The sequence below is a fragment of the Streptomyces sp. NPDC001093 genome, assembly GCF_040298985.1.
In the GTDB taxonomy this organism is placed as follows: domain Bacteria; phylum Actinomycetota; class Actinomycetes; order Streptomycetales; family Streptomycetaceae; genus Streptomyces.
In genome coordinates this window covers 1-14530 of the sequence record NZ_JBEPBF010000011.1, presented here as the reverse complement: position 1 = coordinate 14530, position 14530 = coordinate 1, and the positions used below count along the sequence as shown (strand labels likewise).

The window sequence follows — 14530 nt, the reverse complement described above, 5'->3', positions numbered from 1 at the left end:
GGCACGTCGTCGGACGGGCCCCTGCCCGCCGTGTCATCCCGCCGCCGACCCGATCGTCACCACCCGCGCCCACGCCGGCGGCGTGTCCGGCAGGTAGTCGGGATCGTCCTCGTCGTACGACCCACCGGCCCGGGAGAACAGCCCCACCACCGTCCGGCACGACGGCCGCTCGTCCGGCCACGGCGTCTGACCGTCGGTCAGGACCACCACCGCGTCGGGCCGTGTCCTCAGCGCGCGGGCGAACCCGGTGCGCAGATCCGTCCCGCCGCCGCCCACCAGCTCGATGCCCTCCGTCCGGCACAGCGGCTGCACGGTCCGGGCCGCGGCATCGCAGGACAGCACGGAGACCAGGTCCCGCCGGCCGCCCAGGGCCCGGCAGATCGCGGCCACCTCCAGCAGCGCGCTGCCCAGTTCGGCGTCGCTGACCGACCCCGAGGTGTCGATGACGACGCACACCCGGGGCGGCCGTCGCAGCAGACTCGGCAGGACGACACCGGGCAGCCCGGCCGACCGCCGCGCCGGACGGCCGTAGCTGTAGTCCTCGCCCGCACCCGGCGCGGAGACCGCCGACCGCAGCGCCGAGCCCAGCAACTGACGCCATGGCTGCGGCGGATGGAACACCTCCTCCGCCCACCGCCGCCAGCTTTGCGGTGCGTCGCCCGGGCTGCCCTTGATGCCCTGCGCCACCCGGAACCGCACCGCGTCCCGCTCCTGCTCGCTCAGCCCGTGCGCACCGTCCGGCCCCAGCTCCCACGCCCTGTCCAGCCCGTCGGCGCCGCTGCCGCAGTCCAGCCAGGCCAGCCGCTCGAGCCGCGGCCCGAGCCGGAAATGCCGCAGGTAGTCCTCCATCAGCTCACCCGGCCGCAGCCCCAACCTCCCCGGTGTCACGGCGCCTTCGGGCTCCACCAGCCCGTCGCCGTACACATCGTCGTTGATCTCGCAGTCCGCGGCGATGTTCATCCGCAGCCGTTCCGCGGGCCCGGACAGCTGGTGCTCGCGGGCGTACCGCTCGCTGCGCCCGTGATGGTCGCGCAGCAGATGCGCCACCTCGTGCACCCACACCGCCGCCAGCTCCTCCAGCGGTGTGCGGTCCACGAACGCCGGGGAGACATAGCACCGCCAGTACCGGTCCACCCCCATCGTCGGAACCTCCCGCGACTCCACCGGCCGCAGCGCGAACAGGGCCGTCGCCAGGTACGGCCGGACGCGGGCCGCGTGCAGCCGCGCGGCCAACAGCTTGCCGAGGTCCAGCGTGCCGGGCGTGTCCGCCGTCATCGGCGTGCCCCGGCGACCCGGGCGGCCTGGTCGGCCCGCCGGGACAGCGACACCACCCCGGCGAGCCGCTCGACCGCCGCCGGTACGTCCCAGTCGTCCCGGCGCAGGGAGGCCAGCGTGGTCGCCGGCACGACCACCACGTCCGGCGCCCCGGTCTCCATCGCCCGCACCAGCACCGCCCAGGCCGCGTCCCAGCGCGCCCGCTCCGGGCGCCCCCGGACCGCGGCCACCACCCCGTCGAGCACGGCCTGCCGCAGATCCCCGCGCTCGGGCAGTTCGGCACCCGCCGGGTCGGCGAGCAGCGTCTCGGGGTCGGGCAGGTCCATCCGGTCCAGGCTCGCCAGCAGCTCGAGCCCGGGACCGTCCCCCACGGTGCCCCGGACCAGCAGCGACAGCACGTCCCGCGCCGATCCCGCGGCGGTCGCGAACGCGATCAGCCGCAGGGTCGCCTCCCAGCTCCGGGGCGACGGCCACGCCCCGCCCCGCCGGCTCTCCCCGCTCGGCAGCCGGTGCACCAGCCCCGGCCGCGCGACGAGGAACTCGCACACCGCGCGCCGGGCGAAGGCCACGGCCTCGGGCAGCCGCCCCGCATCGAGCCGGGGCAAAGTCGCATGCGGCCAGGTCCCGCCGAGGCCCCGTACGACCACGTCGTGGTCGTGGGCCCACTGCAGATGCACGAACCGGTTGGCCAGCGGCGGGCTCAGCTCCCAGCCGTCGGCCGCCGAGGAGCGCGGGTTGGCGGCGGCCACGATCCGCACCCCGGGCGGCAGGCGCAGCGCGCCGATCCGCCGCTCCAGCACCAGCCGCAGCAGGGCCGCCTGCACCGCCGGGGGAGCGGTGGACAGCTCGTCCAGGAACAGCAGGCCCCGCCCGGCCCGCACGAGCCGCACCGCCCAGTCCGGCGGGGCCATCGGGACGCCCTGCACCGCCGGATCGTCTCCCAGGACGGGCAGGCCGGAGAAGTCGGACGGTTCGTGGACGCTCGCGATCACGGTGGTCAACGGCAGGTCCAGGGCACCGGCGAGCTGGGTCAGCGCCGCCGTCTTGCCGATGCCCGGCTCGCCCCACAGCAGCACCGGAAGGTCGGCGGCCACGGCCAGGGTCAGCGCCTCCAGCCGGACGTCGGAGCGGGGTTCGGTGGTCGTGTCGCGGAGCAGGTCCAACAGGGCGTCGGCGACGTCGAGTTGGGGGACGAGGGAGGCAGGAGCGGTGGCAGCAGTCACGTGGGATCACCTGTGGGTGTGAAGTGGGCGGAAGAGAAAGGAAGTTCAGAGGGAGGTTCAGAAGAAAGTGACGGGGCGGGACTGCCGTCGGGTGGGGCGGCGGCCTCGGAGAGTGCGGCGGCTCGGGCCGCTGGAGGTGCCGCCGGGGCCGGTCAGACCGGCCCGGTACAGCCCGTAGGCGATGCGCCGTTCGGCGGCCGCCGTGAGCTCGTCCCGCAGCGGCCCCTCGCGCAGCACCGCGCCGGGGCCCAGCAGCCCTTCGACCACGGCCAGGGCGCCTTCGGTGTCACCGTGGTCCAGCCGTTCCCGCACACCGGCCAGGCAGTCGGGACGCCGGTGCGCCTCGTCGATGACCCGCAGACAGGGCAGTGGTGGTCCGCCGAGCCCGGCCAGCAGCTCCTCGCGCCGGATCTCGTCCGGATCGTGGTCCAGCGGTACCAGGACACCGTCGACCAGGCCGATCCGGTGCGTGGCTCCCCGGCACTCCACCTGACGCGCCCGCTCCACCGGATCCGGGTCGCGGAGCGTACCGGGCGCCCTGGGGCCGGGCAGCAGCGCGGCGGCGACCAGCGGATGCAGCCGGTCCGCGCCGATCAGTCCGGCACGCAGCAACTCCAGATCCGGCGCCACCCAGGTCGCCGCCTCGGGCAGCACCGGTACGGCGGAGAGACCGCCCGGCGGCAACTCGTCGACGATCCGCAGGTGCGGCGCACCATCAGGGTTCGCGACCCGGTGTGAGAGCCGGGCCGGGCCTGGCGTCCCGTCGGTCGGCCGCGCCGCGCGTGGGTATTCGGCCGGATCCGGCGCGTTGCGCCCGTCGGCGACGTGGTGCGGTCGGCCATGGTGCCGCGTCCTGGCCGGGGCCGGGGTCCCGTCAGGCGGGTGGGCTCCGCACCGGTTCTCGATCGGCTCCGGCGTGCCGCCCCCGTTCGCCGCCACCGCCAGGAGCAACCGGCGGCCGCCCCCGAGCCGTACGGCGAAGGCTGAGCCGGTGTGTCCGTCGGCGCGCAGCAGGATGCCCGCCTCGGCCGCCCACCGGCCGACGGCACAGCCATGTCCCGGCGGGACGAGACCCAGCGGATCGTGCTCCGGCGGCGCGGGACCGCCGGCGCCCGACCGGTCGTGGAGCTCGCCGGCCCTGCTCGCGTCCCACAGGTGCCGGTGCAGATCGAGCCGGTAGCGGCGGTGGGGGCGAGGATGGGGATGGCGGCCGGCGGGCGCGTCGGCCGGATCGAACAGGGCGAGGCTGATCCGCTGGCCGGCGTCCGCCCAGGCGGGTGGGGTACGGGCCACCAGGTGCAGCGGTCCGGCCCGGCCGAGCCGCTCGTACCGGGCCAGCGTCAGGGTCAGGCCGGGGCGCAGCAGCCCGTCGGGCGCGATCCTCGGCATGTGCCAGCGCAGCAGGTCCGGGGCGAGACGGCGCAGGTCGGCGCGGATCCGGGCCGCGATCTCCCCGCCGTGGGCGCGGGCGACGGAACGCAGATCGAGGTCGACGTCGATCCGGGCGGCGGCGCAGGCACCGGCCCAGTCCCCGGCGGCGCGGCGGCCGGTGGCGAGCTCGATCATGGACGGTGGCACGGCGTACGTCCGTACGCGCAGCCACATGGAAAGCCGGGAATCCCCGTACGCGGTGGAAGGGAGCATCAGCGCTCACCTTGCGCGGACGGGACCCCCAATCTCTGCGAGGCGTGAGTCGTCATCGGGGCGAGCGTACCCGCCCGCCCGGCACCGCGCGAGGCGTTTTTCCCGCCCGGAACCGGCGTCCCCCTGTGGGGTAGTGTGGGCGTCCGGTCGCGGACGGTGCACCGGCAGCGGTGACCGCGAGAGCGCCCTGAAGCCCCGCGCTCCGAAAGGCTTTCGGCCCCCATGTCCTCTCCTGGTTCCCTGTCCTCCTCTTCCCCCGCCGCTCTCGTCTCCGCCCTGCGCGCCGCCGGGTGTGTCTTCGCCGAGGACGAGGCGAAGTTGATCCTCGCCACCGCCAGCACGCCCGGGGAGGCGGCCTCCATGGTGGAACGGCGCGCCGCCGGGCACCCGCTCGAACACATCCTGGGCTGGGCCGAGTTCCACGGAGTGCGCGTCACGGTGGAACCAGGGGTGTTCGTCCCCCGCCGCCGTACCGAGTTCCTGGTCGACCAGGCGCTGGCCCAGGCGCCGCGGGCGCGCGTCGTCGTGGACCTGTGCTGTGGCTCCGGCGCCCTCGGCGCGGCCCTCGCCGCCGCCCTCGACCCGGCCGAGGTGCACGCCGCCGACATCGACCCGGCCGCCGTACGCTGTGCCCTGCGCAACCTCGCCCCCTTCGACGGCCGGGCCCACCAGGGCGACCTCTACGACGCCCTGCCCGCCGCACTGCGCGGCCGTGTCGGCATCCTCGCCGCCAACGTGCCGTACGTCCCCACCGACGAACTGCCCCTGCTCCCGGCCGAGGCCCGCGACCACGAACCGCGCGTCGCCCTGGACGGCGGCACCGACGGCCTGGGCGTGCTGCGCCGGGTGGCCGCCGGGGCACCCGAGTGGCTCGCACCGGGCGGCTGCCTGCTGACCGAGACCAGCGAACGCCAGGCACCGGCCGCCGTACGGGCCTTCGCGGACGCGGGACTGACGGCCCGTCTGGCGGTGTCGGAGGAGCTGTCCGCGCACGTGGTGATCGGCGTACGGCCCTGACTCCCCTCCCCGCTACGGCAGTTCCTGCGCCCGGGCGATGAGCAGGGCGACGTCGTCGTGGTTGTCGGGGTGGTGCAGGGTCCGCAGAAGGAAGTCGCAGGTCTCCTCCAGGGGGCGGGCCGGGTCGTCGAGCAGGGACAGCAGGAAGTCCAGGCGTTCGTCCAGGGAGTGGCGGCGGGTCTCCACCAGCCCGTCGGTGTAGAACACCAGCTCGTCGCCGGGCTCGAAGTCCACGGTCACGGTGGAGAAGGCGATCCCGCCCACGCCCAGCGGCACCCCGGTCGGCAGGTCGAGCAGTTCCGGCGGCCGGCCCGGGCGCAGATGGGCCGGCGGCAGATGGCCGGCGTTGGCGATCCGGCACTGCCGCAGATGCGGATCGTGCACGGCGTACATGCAGGTCGCAATGGAGTGGTCCAGGGCCGACGTCGTCTTGTCCAGGTGCTCCAGCAGCAGCGCCGGGTCGAGGCCCAGGGCGGCCAGCGTGGTGGTCGCCGTGCGCAGCCGGCCCATGGTCGCGGCCGCGCTGAGTCCGCTGCCCATCACATCGCCCACCACGAGCGCGGTCTTGCCGCCCTCCAGCGGGATGACGTCGAACCAGTCGCCGCCCACCTCGCTGGTGGCCCCGGCGGGCTGGTAGCGGGAGGCCACCTCCAGGCCGGTCGTCACCGGCGGACGGCTGGGCAGCAGACTGCGCTGCAGGGTGAGGGCGGTGTTGCGGGCGTTCTGGTACCAGCGCGCGTTGTCGATCTGCACGGCCGCGCGGGCGGCCAGCTCCCGGGCCAGCAGGACGTCGTCCTCGTCGAACGGCGCCGGATTGCGGGTGCGCTTGAGGTCCAGGGCGCCGAGCACCTCGCCGCGCGCGATCAGCGGTACCGCGAGATACGAGTGCAGGCCCGCCCGGCCCAGCACCTCGGCCGCCTCGGGGGAGCGGGCGATGCGCGGCAGGTCCTCGTCCTTCACCTGCGGCACCAGCACCGCCTCGGCCGAGCGTACGCACTCGGTGATCAGCCGGTCGGGCCCGTACGTCGCGATCCGGCCGGGCGGGTCGGCGGCCCGTACCGCGTCCGAGCCGTCCTGCGGGCGCACCGCGAGAGCCCGGATCACCGCGGACTCCGACGGGCCGAGCGTGCTGGGCCGGCCGTCCACCACCGAGTCCAGCAGGTCCACGGCGGCCACGTCGGCGAGTTCCGGTACGGCGACCTCGGCCAGCTCGCAGGCGGTGCGGTCCAGGTCGAGCGTCGTACCGATCCGGGCGGAGGCGTCGGCGATGACCGCGAGCCGGCGCCGGGCGGCCTCCGCCTCCAGGGAGGCCCGGTGCTGCTCGGTGATGTCGGCCACCGAGATCGCCACACCGAGCACGTTGCCCATGGCGTCCTCGAGCCGGTACATCGAGTGCGCCCAGGTGTGGTCCTGGTCCGGGTCGGCGGGGGTGCGGCCGACCAGCGTGTTGTCGATCACGGGCTCGCCGGTCTCCAGCACCCGCCGGGCGTCGGCCTCCACGGGCGCGGAGTCCAGCATGGGCAGCACCTCGCGCATGGTGTGCCCCACGGTCTCACCGGCCGGCACCCCGTTGATCTTCTCCAGGGCGGGGTTGACCGAGACGTACCGCAGCTGGGTGTCCAGGACGGCGTAGCCGATCGGCGACTGCTTCACCATCCGCTCGGACAGCGCCACGTCCTGCTCCAGCCGCCGTACGGTCGACTGGTCGGCGCAGAGCCCGAGCGCGTACACGTCACCGCGGTCGTCCAGCAGCCGCATGTTGCGGAACTCCACCAGACGGGTGCTGCCGTCCTTGTGCCGGATCGGGAAGCCGCCGGCCCAGCTCTGCCCGGTGCGCATCACATCGGCGAAGAGCTTGCCGACCAGCTCGAAGTGCCGCTCGTCGACCATGAGCCGGGCGGCGTACTGGCCGAGGGCCTCCTGCGCGCCGTATCCGAACAGCTCCTCCGCCTGCGGGCTCCACAGCACGATCCGGCCGGTGGTGTCCAGCACCACCGACGCCACGCCCAGCACGTCGAGCAGGCCGCCCGGCCGCACGGGCCCGCGCACGGGCTCGCCACCCGCCGTCACCGGAGCCCCGGCTGCACTCATGCCATGCACCGCCTTCGCCCGTCCGCACGGCACGTCCCCCGTGCCGACTCCCCTTGATCCACCGCGTTCACACCCGACTCTCCGACGCCGTCGCCGGTTACCACCACCATCTCTCACCACAGCGGTGCACGTCCGCCGAAGCCGTCACGCCGGGACCCGACCGCTTGCCCGGACATCCTGCACGTCCCCTGGGCGGACCGGGAGAGTTCACGCTCATGTTGCTGCATTGGCCTGTACATGACTAACGCGCCACGCCAGACTGTCCGCCGACCGAGTGTTCCCGCCCGCCCGCCTTGTGCCCCCATCCCGTCCGAGGAGTCGGCCATGCCCGCGTCCGCCCGGCAACGTTGTCACGTAGTTCTCGCCGGACTCGTCACCCTCGCCACCGCCGCCGTCGTGTCCCTCACCGCGCCCGTGTCCGCCTCCGCGGCCGACACCTGGACCGAGACCGGCTCCGACCGCGCCCGGCCGCTGGACGAGAGCCAGGGACTGACCTCCGTCGAGGTCCCCGCGAACAGCCCCAACCGGTACACCGGTATCGGCACCATTCCCCTCAGTGTCTCCAGCCGGGGCTGGAACCACGTCGGCGACCCCGACGCCTCGTACAACGGCTACTACATCGAGCCCTACCAGCAGGACTCCGGCAACTCGAAGATGTACCGCGTGCAGGCGCCCGACGGCACCTGGTCGGAGTACGTCCACACGCTGAGCCCCGGCGAGGCCCTGAACAACTCCTGGGACGCGATCTCGCCCGACGGCCAGTGGATGCTCTCGGGCGAGTGGGGGACCATGAACCGCCTGCTGGTCTTCCCGACCCCCGGCGTCAACCCCTCCACCTCGCCCTCGGCGAACCTGCCGCAGGTCTCGAACGTCAACCTGGACCACGCCGTCCGTGACGTCCAGGGCTGCGACTTCTCCGGCCCCACCACCCTGCTGTGCTCCTCCGACGACCCCGACGGCAGCCTCTTCGGCATGACCAAGCCGCTGCTCCAGATCGACCTGTCGGCCCCGCCCAGCGGCTCGGGAGACGTCAGCGGCCATGTCACCGCCCTGCGCCAGCTGCCGCTGCGCAGTGCCTGCTCCGGAACGTTCGAGGTCGAGGGCATCGACTACGACCGCCGCACCGGCATCCTGCGCGTGATCGTGATGTCTCCGGGCTTCTGCATCCTGACGGACAGCAAGACGTACAAGTTCTCCCGCGGCTGACCGCACCTGGGGTGTGCCGGGCGGCCGGTGGTGCTTTCCTGGGGATGGACGCGGTTCGACGGGGTACTCCCTTCCACCGCGGCGCGGCACGAAAGGAGCGATCAATGGCACATACGGAGCGGTCGCACCCGGAAACCGTCACGGTGGAGATCAGCGGTTCCAAGGAGGACGCCCGCCTCGTCTTCGACGCGCTGGGCTCCTGCTTCGCCTCCGACCGGGGCGCGGACGAGATCCCTCAGCAGCTCCACGAGGTCCGGCCGATGGTGTGGCTCGGCACGTACGACGTCGCGGACGCCCGGGGGCCGGGCTGCCCGCCGGTCCACCTCGACGCGTCCGTCCAGGCGGACGTCCAGGGCGGCTACTGGGCGGTGGACCGGTTCCGGCACACCCTGGACTCGATGTTCACCGTCGAGGAGACCTGCACGGCCTCCGGCGACCAGGAGAGGGACCTGCATCTGCGCCTGCGCAGCCGCTGACCCTCCCGCGCACTACGGCAACGCCCCGGCCGGCTCCGCGTCGGCCGGGGCGTACTGCGCCTCGCCCTCGCCGAAGGACCAGTCGACGGGCGCGTTCTCGGTGACGGTGACGACGACATCGCGCGGCGGGGTGCCGGTGCGCTCGTGCACCAGCTCGGCGATCCGCCGGTAGAGCGCGCGCTTCAGTTCCGGGGAGCGCCCCGAGCGCATGGTGATGGCCACGAAGACCACCGAGTCGTCCTTGCGCAGGCCCAGGTGGTCGTCGTAGCGCAGGGTGCTGGTGGTGCCGTCGTGGCCGGTCAGTACCTGGAAGCGGTCGTCGGGCGGGACGCCGAGCGTCTGCACCAGGGCGTCCTGGACGGCCTGGCCGAGCGCGTCGAGGCGGGCGGGGTCGGTGCCGAGCGTGTCTATGCGGACGAAGGGCATGGTGGTACGTCCTCTCGGGGGGCGTCGGTTCGTTCCTCCTGAATGTACATACTAGTAGGTACAGAGTGGCCGGTGTCACCCCCGCCAGTTGTGCAACTAGTTGCATAAAGGCTCTGGCTTCCTCTACAACAAGAGGCGACGACACCGCGCACGGAGGGCCCGATGAGCCGTTACCCGCATCTGATGACCCCGCTCGACCTGGGCTTCACCACCCTGCCCAACCGCGTGCTCATGGGCTCCATGCACGTCGGTCTGGAGGAGGCCGAGCGCGGCTTCGAGCGCATGGCGGCGTTCTACGCGGCCCGCGCCCGCGGCGGCGTGGGCCTCATCGTCACCGGCGGCATCGCACCCAACGAGGAGGGCCGGCCGTACGAGGGCGGCGCGAAGCTCACCACCGAGGCGGAGGCCGAGCAGCACAAGGTCATCACTGAGGCCGTGCACCGCGAGGGCGGCCGGATCGCGATGCAGATCCTGCACTTCGGGCGGTACGCCTACCACCAGGACCTCGTCGCCCCCAGCCCGCTGCAGGCGCCCATCAGCCCCTTCGTGCCGCGCGAGCTGACCGACGCGGACATCGAGCGGACGATCGACGACTACGCCCGCGCGGCCCGCCTCGCCCGGCAGGCCGGCTACGACGGCGTGGAGATCATGGGCTCCGAGGGCTACCTCATCAACGAGTTCATCGCCGCGCAGACCAACCGGCGCACCGACCGCTGGGGCGGCTCCTACGAGAACCGGACGCGTTTCCCCGTCGAGATCGTCAAGCGGGTGCGCGAGGCCGTCGGCGAGGACTTCATCGTCATCTACCGCCTCTCCATGCTGGACCTGGTCCCGGGCGGCTCCTCCCTGGACGAGGTGATCGCTCTCGGCAGGGCGGTCGAGGCCGCCGGGGCGACGATCATCAACACCGGCATCGGCTGGCACGAGGCCCGCATCCCCACCATCGCCACCTCCGTCCCCCGCGGCGCCTACACCTGGGTCACGAAGAAGCTCATGGGCGAGGTGTCCGTGCCGCTGGTGACCACCAACCGCATCAACACCCCCGAAATGGCCGAGGAGTTGCTGGCGGGCGGCTACGCCGACATGGTGTCGATGGCCCGCCCGATGCTGGCCGATCCCGACTTCGTCGCCAAGGCCGCCGCCGGGACGCCCGAGGCCATCAACACCTGCATCGGCTGCAACCAGGCCTGCCTCGACCACACCTTCAGCGGAAAGATCACCTCCTGCCTGGTCAACCCGCGCGCCTGCCACGAGACCGAGCTGGTGCTCTCCCCGACCCGGCTGAAGAAGCGCGTCGCGGTCGTGGGCGCGGGTCCGGCCGGACTCGCCTGCGCGATCTCCGCCGCCGAACGCGGCCACGCCGTCACCCTGTTCGACGCGGCGAGCGAGGTCGGCGGCCAGCTCAACGTGGCCCGCAGGGTCCCCGGCAAGCAGGAGTTCGACGAGACGCTGCGCTACTTCCGCCACCAGCTCGACGCGCACGACGTCGAGGTGCGCCTGGACACCTGGGTCACCGCCGCCGACCTGGACGGTTACGACGAGGTCGTGGTCGCCACCGGTGTCACCCCGCGCATCCCTGACATCCCCGGCGTCGACCACCCCCGCGTCGTCGGCTACCTCGACGTGCTCCAGGGCGGCGCGACCGTCGGCGACCGGGTCGCCGTCCTCGGCGCCGGCGGCATCGGCTTCGACGTCGCCGAGTACCTCACCGACGGCGGGGACAAGGCGAGCGAGGACCCGGAGACCTACTTCCGCGCCTGGGGCGTCGACATGGACTACCGGACGCCGGGCGGCCTCGCCGCGCCGCAGCGGCCCACCCCGCCCCGCCAGGTGCACCTGCTCCAGCGCAAGACCACCAAGGTCGGCGCCGGGCTCGGCAAGACCACCGGCTGGATCCACCGCACCGAGCTCAAGCACCGCGGCGTGACCATGGTCCCGGGCGTCCGCTACGACCGGATCGACGACGCGGGCCTGCACATCACGGTCGGCGACGAGAGCACGGTGCTGGAGGTCGACACGGTGGTCCTGTGCACCGGCCAGGAGCCGCGCCGCGGCCTGTACGAGGAGCTGGCCGCCGCCGGGCGCAGCGTCCACCTGATCGGCGGCGCGGACGTCGCGGCGGAACTGGACGCCAAGCGGGCCATCAAGCAGGGCACGGAGCTGGCGGCGGCGCTGTAGGCCGCCCCGTACGGGCGATCCCTAGGATGAGGCCATGTCACTCCCGCACGCGATCCTCACCGCCCTGCTGGAAAAGCCGTCGTCGGGACTGGAGCTGACCCGCCGGTTCGACAAGTCGATCGGCTACTTCTGGTCCGCGACGCACCAGCAGATCTATCGCGAGCTGGGGAGGCTGGAGGCCGAGGGCCTCATCCGCGCCCTGCCGACGGAAGCGCCGGCCCGCGGGCAGAAGAAGAGCTACGAGGTCCTGCCCGCGGGCCGTGCCGAACTGGGTCGCTGGACCGCCGCCGCCCAGGACCCCAAGCCGCTGCGGGACACGCTCCTGCTGCGGCTGCGGGCCGCGGCGGTGGTCGGCACGGCGGGCCTGGACGCGGACCTGCGCCGCCATCTCGAGCTGCACCGGCGGCAGTTGGCCGAGTACCGGGAGATCGAGAAGCGCGACTTCCCGCCGGACCGGGACGCTCCCGAGGACCGGCTGCGCCATCTCGTGCTGCGGGCCGGCATCGACCTGGAGACCTTCTGGACCCAGTGGCTCACCCACGCGCTGGCCGAGTTCGCCGAACTGCCCGAGGGCGACTGAGCCGGGTTCGCGGACGGTGCGTCAGAGCCGGTACGGCTTCGAACGCCGGCGCAGGTACCAGCCCGTGGCGATGACCCCGGTGCCCACCAGGGCCGCGCCGATGCCCAGCGTCAGCGGGCCGTAGTCCCGGGCCGCACCGCCCAGGCCGCCCAGCACACCCCGGGAGGGCGCCGGCGAGGCCGTGGACGAGGTCGACGAGGTCGACGAGGTCGCCGTCGAGGTCTTCGGTGAGGCCGTCGAGGAGATCGTCGGCCCGGAGCCGGACGAGACGGTCACCGACTGGGTGCCCGCGGTGCTCCCGCTGGAGCACACCACGACCACGGTGTACGTCCCCGGGCTCACTCCCGACCAGGCCGCGGACTGGCTGACGGACGTGCCCGCCAGAGTCACCTGCCGGCCCTGGGCGAAGTTCGCCTGCTTGCTGGTGAGCAGGGCCGCGTTGCCCCAGCTGCCGTTGATCTCGGAGCACGCGCTGGTGACCACCGAGACGGCGGACCCCGTGGTGCTGACGGAGATGCCCGAGGCCGCGGCGGACGGCCCGGCGAGGACGGCGGGGAGCGCCGCGGCGGCCGCCAGGGCCAGACCGGAGCGGACGAGGAGTCGCGAGGTGTGCATGGGCTGGCCTCCGGCGGCACGGTCGGCGGTACGTCCCATGCGCCGCCGGGGGTCGGGAAACGTCCGTGCTGCCCGGGCAGCAGCCAACGTGGCCGCGGGGGCGGCCGCACCTGGAAGGAGGCCGGTCAGGTGACCGTGTCCCACGTCCGGCGCAGGGCGGTGCCCACATGGCGGAGCCGTCTGCCGACCCGGTCCCGCGCCCTCTACGGGGCTGCCGTGGTCACCGTTCGCTCCGGCGACCAGCCGCCCCACGTGCCGTCCGGCAGCCGTGCCCGGAGCCGCACCCGGTGTTCCTCGCCGGCGGACCGGCCGACGTAGAAGCTGTAGCGCGACCGGCCGGTCGGTGGTGTGCCGCCCCACACCAGCGACGTCGCCGCGGTGCCGTCGAGCCGAATCTGGTACTCGGTGATCACCCCGTCCAGGCGCGGCGGGTCCCAGGACAGGTCGATGTAGTACGCCCCGCCGGCCCGGTGGGTCTTCGCGGTGAAACCGGTGGGCGCGGTGTTCCGGCCGTCGTCGGTGCCCGGGGTCGTGAGGCGGACCGGGGCGCTCGCGGGGGAGAGGTTGTCGGCGGCGTCGCGGGACCGCACGGTGAAGACGTAACCGGTGCCGGGGCGCAGTCCGGTGACCACGGTCGCGGTCTGGTCCCCGCCCACGCTGTGGATCTTCGCCCCGCCCTGGTACACGTCGTACGACGCCACGCCCCGGTCGTCCCGGGACGCGCCCCAGGACAGCTGGACCTCCCGGGCGCCGAGCACCCGCCCGGCGGGATGCGACGGCCGGGTGGGCGCCGAGCGGTCCGCCGGCGCCCCGGCCGGTGTCCGCGCCCGCACCGCACGGCTCGGCGGCCCGAGCCGCCCGTCGGTGTCCCGGGCCTGCACGGTGAAGACATACACGGTGGACGGCCTGAGCCTGGTGACGTCCACCATGTGCTGTGAACCCGGCACGTCCTCCACCTTTGTGGTGCCGCGATACACCTCGTAGGTGCGGACACCGGGGGTGTCCGGCACCGCGTTCCACATCACGTGCACGCTGGTGGCACTGCCCGCCTGTGCGGTGACCCCGGTCGGAGCGCCGGGTGCCCGGCCTTCGTCGCCTTCGTCGGCCTGGCTCCAGCCGCAGGACGTGACCAGCAGCAGGGCCCCGCAGAGCGGCACGAGCGGCCATGGAACGCGTCGCACGGCTCTGCCTCCCCCGGGACGGCGGCATGGGTATCACGCAAAGGTCCGGACCAATATGGCGCGGCGGGTACGGCTCGGCAAGAGGGCCGCGCGAGTGACCGGCGCGAGGCCGCGTGGGTGACCGATCGGAGCCCGCGCGGGTGACCGTTGGGGGCCCGCGCTGGTGACCACGCCGGGGAGTTACGTATGCTGAGGCTCCCTGCGGCTGAACTGCCCAAGAGGACAGGGGAGTTCATGCCCTGTGGCGCGGACACGCTGTCGTCGCCGATCCCGCGCCGACGCGGGCGGCCGGGGGATCCGGACCGGCTCGGGCCCGGATCCCCGGCCCCTGTTGTCGAAGGCCACCGCTGCTCCTGCCGTGGCCCGGCCGATGTCCCTCCGTTCGACCTGCGGTTCCTTGTGCGGCGTCCCTCACGGGGCGTCAGATGCTTGCTCCATCCGGCCGCTTCGGAGCGGCTCGTCCGGCCGGGGAGCGCGGATGCGCACCAGAGTGGGCTGGATGTCCGCCGCACAGCGGCCGGACGTCCGCCCCGTCCCCGACGAGAGGGTCCCTCATCGTGCGTGTCCCGACGCTGACGCCGGCCCTGGCCGGCGTCGCCCTGCTCGCCCCGGCCGCGC

General features: G+C 73.7%; 12 protein-coding genes. 5 read left to right on the top strand and 7 right to left on the bottom strand.

Annotation, left to right across the window (positions count from 1 at the left end; all coding sequences use genetic code 11):
• Nucleotides 1-33: 33 nt before the first annotated feature.
• The 3 genes from ABT288_RS08220 to ABT288_RS08210 are packed head-to-tail and all read right to left on the bottom strand — an operon-like array spanning nucleotide 34 to nucleotide 4142.
• Nucleotides 34-1275: a vWA domain-containing protein gene (locus ABT288_RS08220; RefSeq protein ID WP_351604020.1), complete on the bottom strand. Its 1242-nt coding sequence runs from the start codon at nucleotides 1273-1275 to the stop codon at nucleotides 34-36.
• The gene (locus tag ABT288_RS08215; RefSeq protein WP_351604019.1) at nucleotides 1272-2498 is read right to left on the bottom strand and encodes an AAA family ATPase; all 1227 of its coding nucleotides are present in this window, start codon (nucleotides 2496-2498) and stop codon (nucleotides 1272-1274) included. Before ABT288_RS08215 ends, ABT288_RS08220 begins: the two co-directional genes overlap by 4 nt.
• Before the next feature lie 57 nt (nucleotides 2499-2555).
• Nucleotides 2556-4142, bottom strand: a complete 1587-nt coding sequence (locus tag ABT288_RS08210; protein ID WP_351604017.1) for a hypothetical protein — start codon at nucleotides 4140-4142, stop codon at nucleotides 2556-2558.
• A 222-nt stretch (nucleotides 4143-4364) separates the two neighbouring features.
• On the opposite strand from ABT288_RS08210, the gene ABT288_RS08205 reads away from it, so the two are divergent.
• Nucleotides 4365-5159: a putative protein N(5)-glutamine methyltransferase gene (locus tag ABT288_RS08205; protein ID WP_351604015.1), complete on the top strand. Its 795-nt coding sequence runs from the start codon at nucleotides 4365-4367 to the stop codon at nucleotides 5157-5159.
• Between the two features lie 12 nt (nucleotides 5160-5171).
• Here ABT288_RS08205 and ABT288_RS08200 read toward each other — a convergent pair whose 3' ends face one another.
• Nucleotides 5172-7250: a SpoIIE family protein phosphatase gene (locus tag ABT288_RS08200; RefSeq protein WP_351604013.1), complete on the bottom strand. Its 2079-nt coding sequence runs from the start codon at nucleotides 7248-7250 to the stop codon at nucleotides 5172-5174.
• Between the two features lie 324 nt (nucleotides 7251-7574).
• On the opposite strand from ABT288_RS08200, the gene ABT288_RS08195 reads away from it, so the two are divergent.
• Together ABT288_RS08195 and ABT288_RS08190 are read left to right on the top strand one after the other, a co-directional pair.
• Nucleotides 7575-8456, top strand: a complete 882-nt coding sequence (locus ABT288_RS08195; protein ID WP_351604011.1) for a hypothetical protein — start codon at nucleotides 7575-7577, stop codon at nucleotides 8454-8456.
• A gap of 104 nt (nucleotides 8457-8560) precedes the next feature.
• The gene (locus tag ABT288_RS08190; protein WP_351604009.1) at nucleotides 8561-8932 is read left to right on the top strand and encodes a hypothetical protein; all 372 of its coding nucleotides are present in this window, start codon (nucleotides 8561-8563) and stop codon (nucleotides 8930-8932) included.
• Between the two features lie 12 nt (nucleotides 8933-8944).
• On the opposite strand, the gene ABT288_RS08185 is transcribed toward ABT288_RS08190, so the two are convergent.
• Nucleotides 8945-9358: a tautomerase family protein gene (locus ABT288_RS08185; protein WP_351604007.1), complete on the bottom strand. Its 414-nt coding sequence runs from the start codon at nucleotides 9356-9358 to the stop codon at nucleotides 8945-8947.
• A 162-nt stretch (nucleotides 9359-9520) separates the two neighbouring features.
• Here ABT288_RS08185 and ABT288_RS08180 point away from each other — a divergent pair, with 162 nt between their 5' ends.
• Nucleotides 9521-11536 carry an oxidoreductase gene (locus ABT288_RS08180; protein ID WP_351604005.1) on the top strand — a complete coding sequence of 672 codons (2016 nt, stop codon included), beginning with the start codon at nucleotides 9521-9523 and terminating at the stop codon, nucleotides 11534-11536.
• Nucleotides 11537-11570: 34 nt separating this feature from the next.
• On the top strand, nucleotides 11571-12116 hold the full coding sequence (locus tag ABT288_RS08175; protein WP_351604003.1) for a PadR family transcriptional regulator: 546 nt from the start codon (nucleotides 11571-11573) through the stop codon (nucleotides 12114-12116).
• A 21-nt stretch (nucleotides 12117-12137) separates the two neighbouring features.
• Here ABT288_RS08175 and ABT288_RS08170 read toward each other — a convergent pair whose 3' ends face one another.
• Nucleotides 12138-12731: a hypothetical protein gene (locus ABT288_RS08170; protein ID WP_351604001.1), complete on the bottom strand. Its 594-nt coding sequence runs from the start codon at nucleotides 12729-12731 to the stop codon at nucleotides 12138-12140.
• Between the two features lie 203 nt (nucleotides 12732-12934).
• Nucleotides 12935-13912 carry a fibronectin type III domain-containing protein gene (locus ABT288_RS08165; RefSeq protein ID WP_351603999.1) on the bottom strand — a complete coding sequence of 326 codons (978 nt, stop codon included), beginning with the start codon at nucleotides 13910-13912 and terminating at the stop codon, nucleotides 12935-12937.
• Nucleotides 13913-14530: the final 618 nt, after the last annotated feature.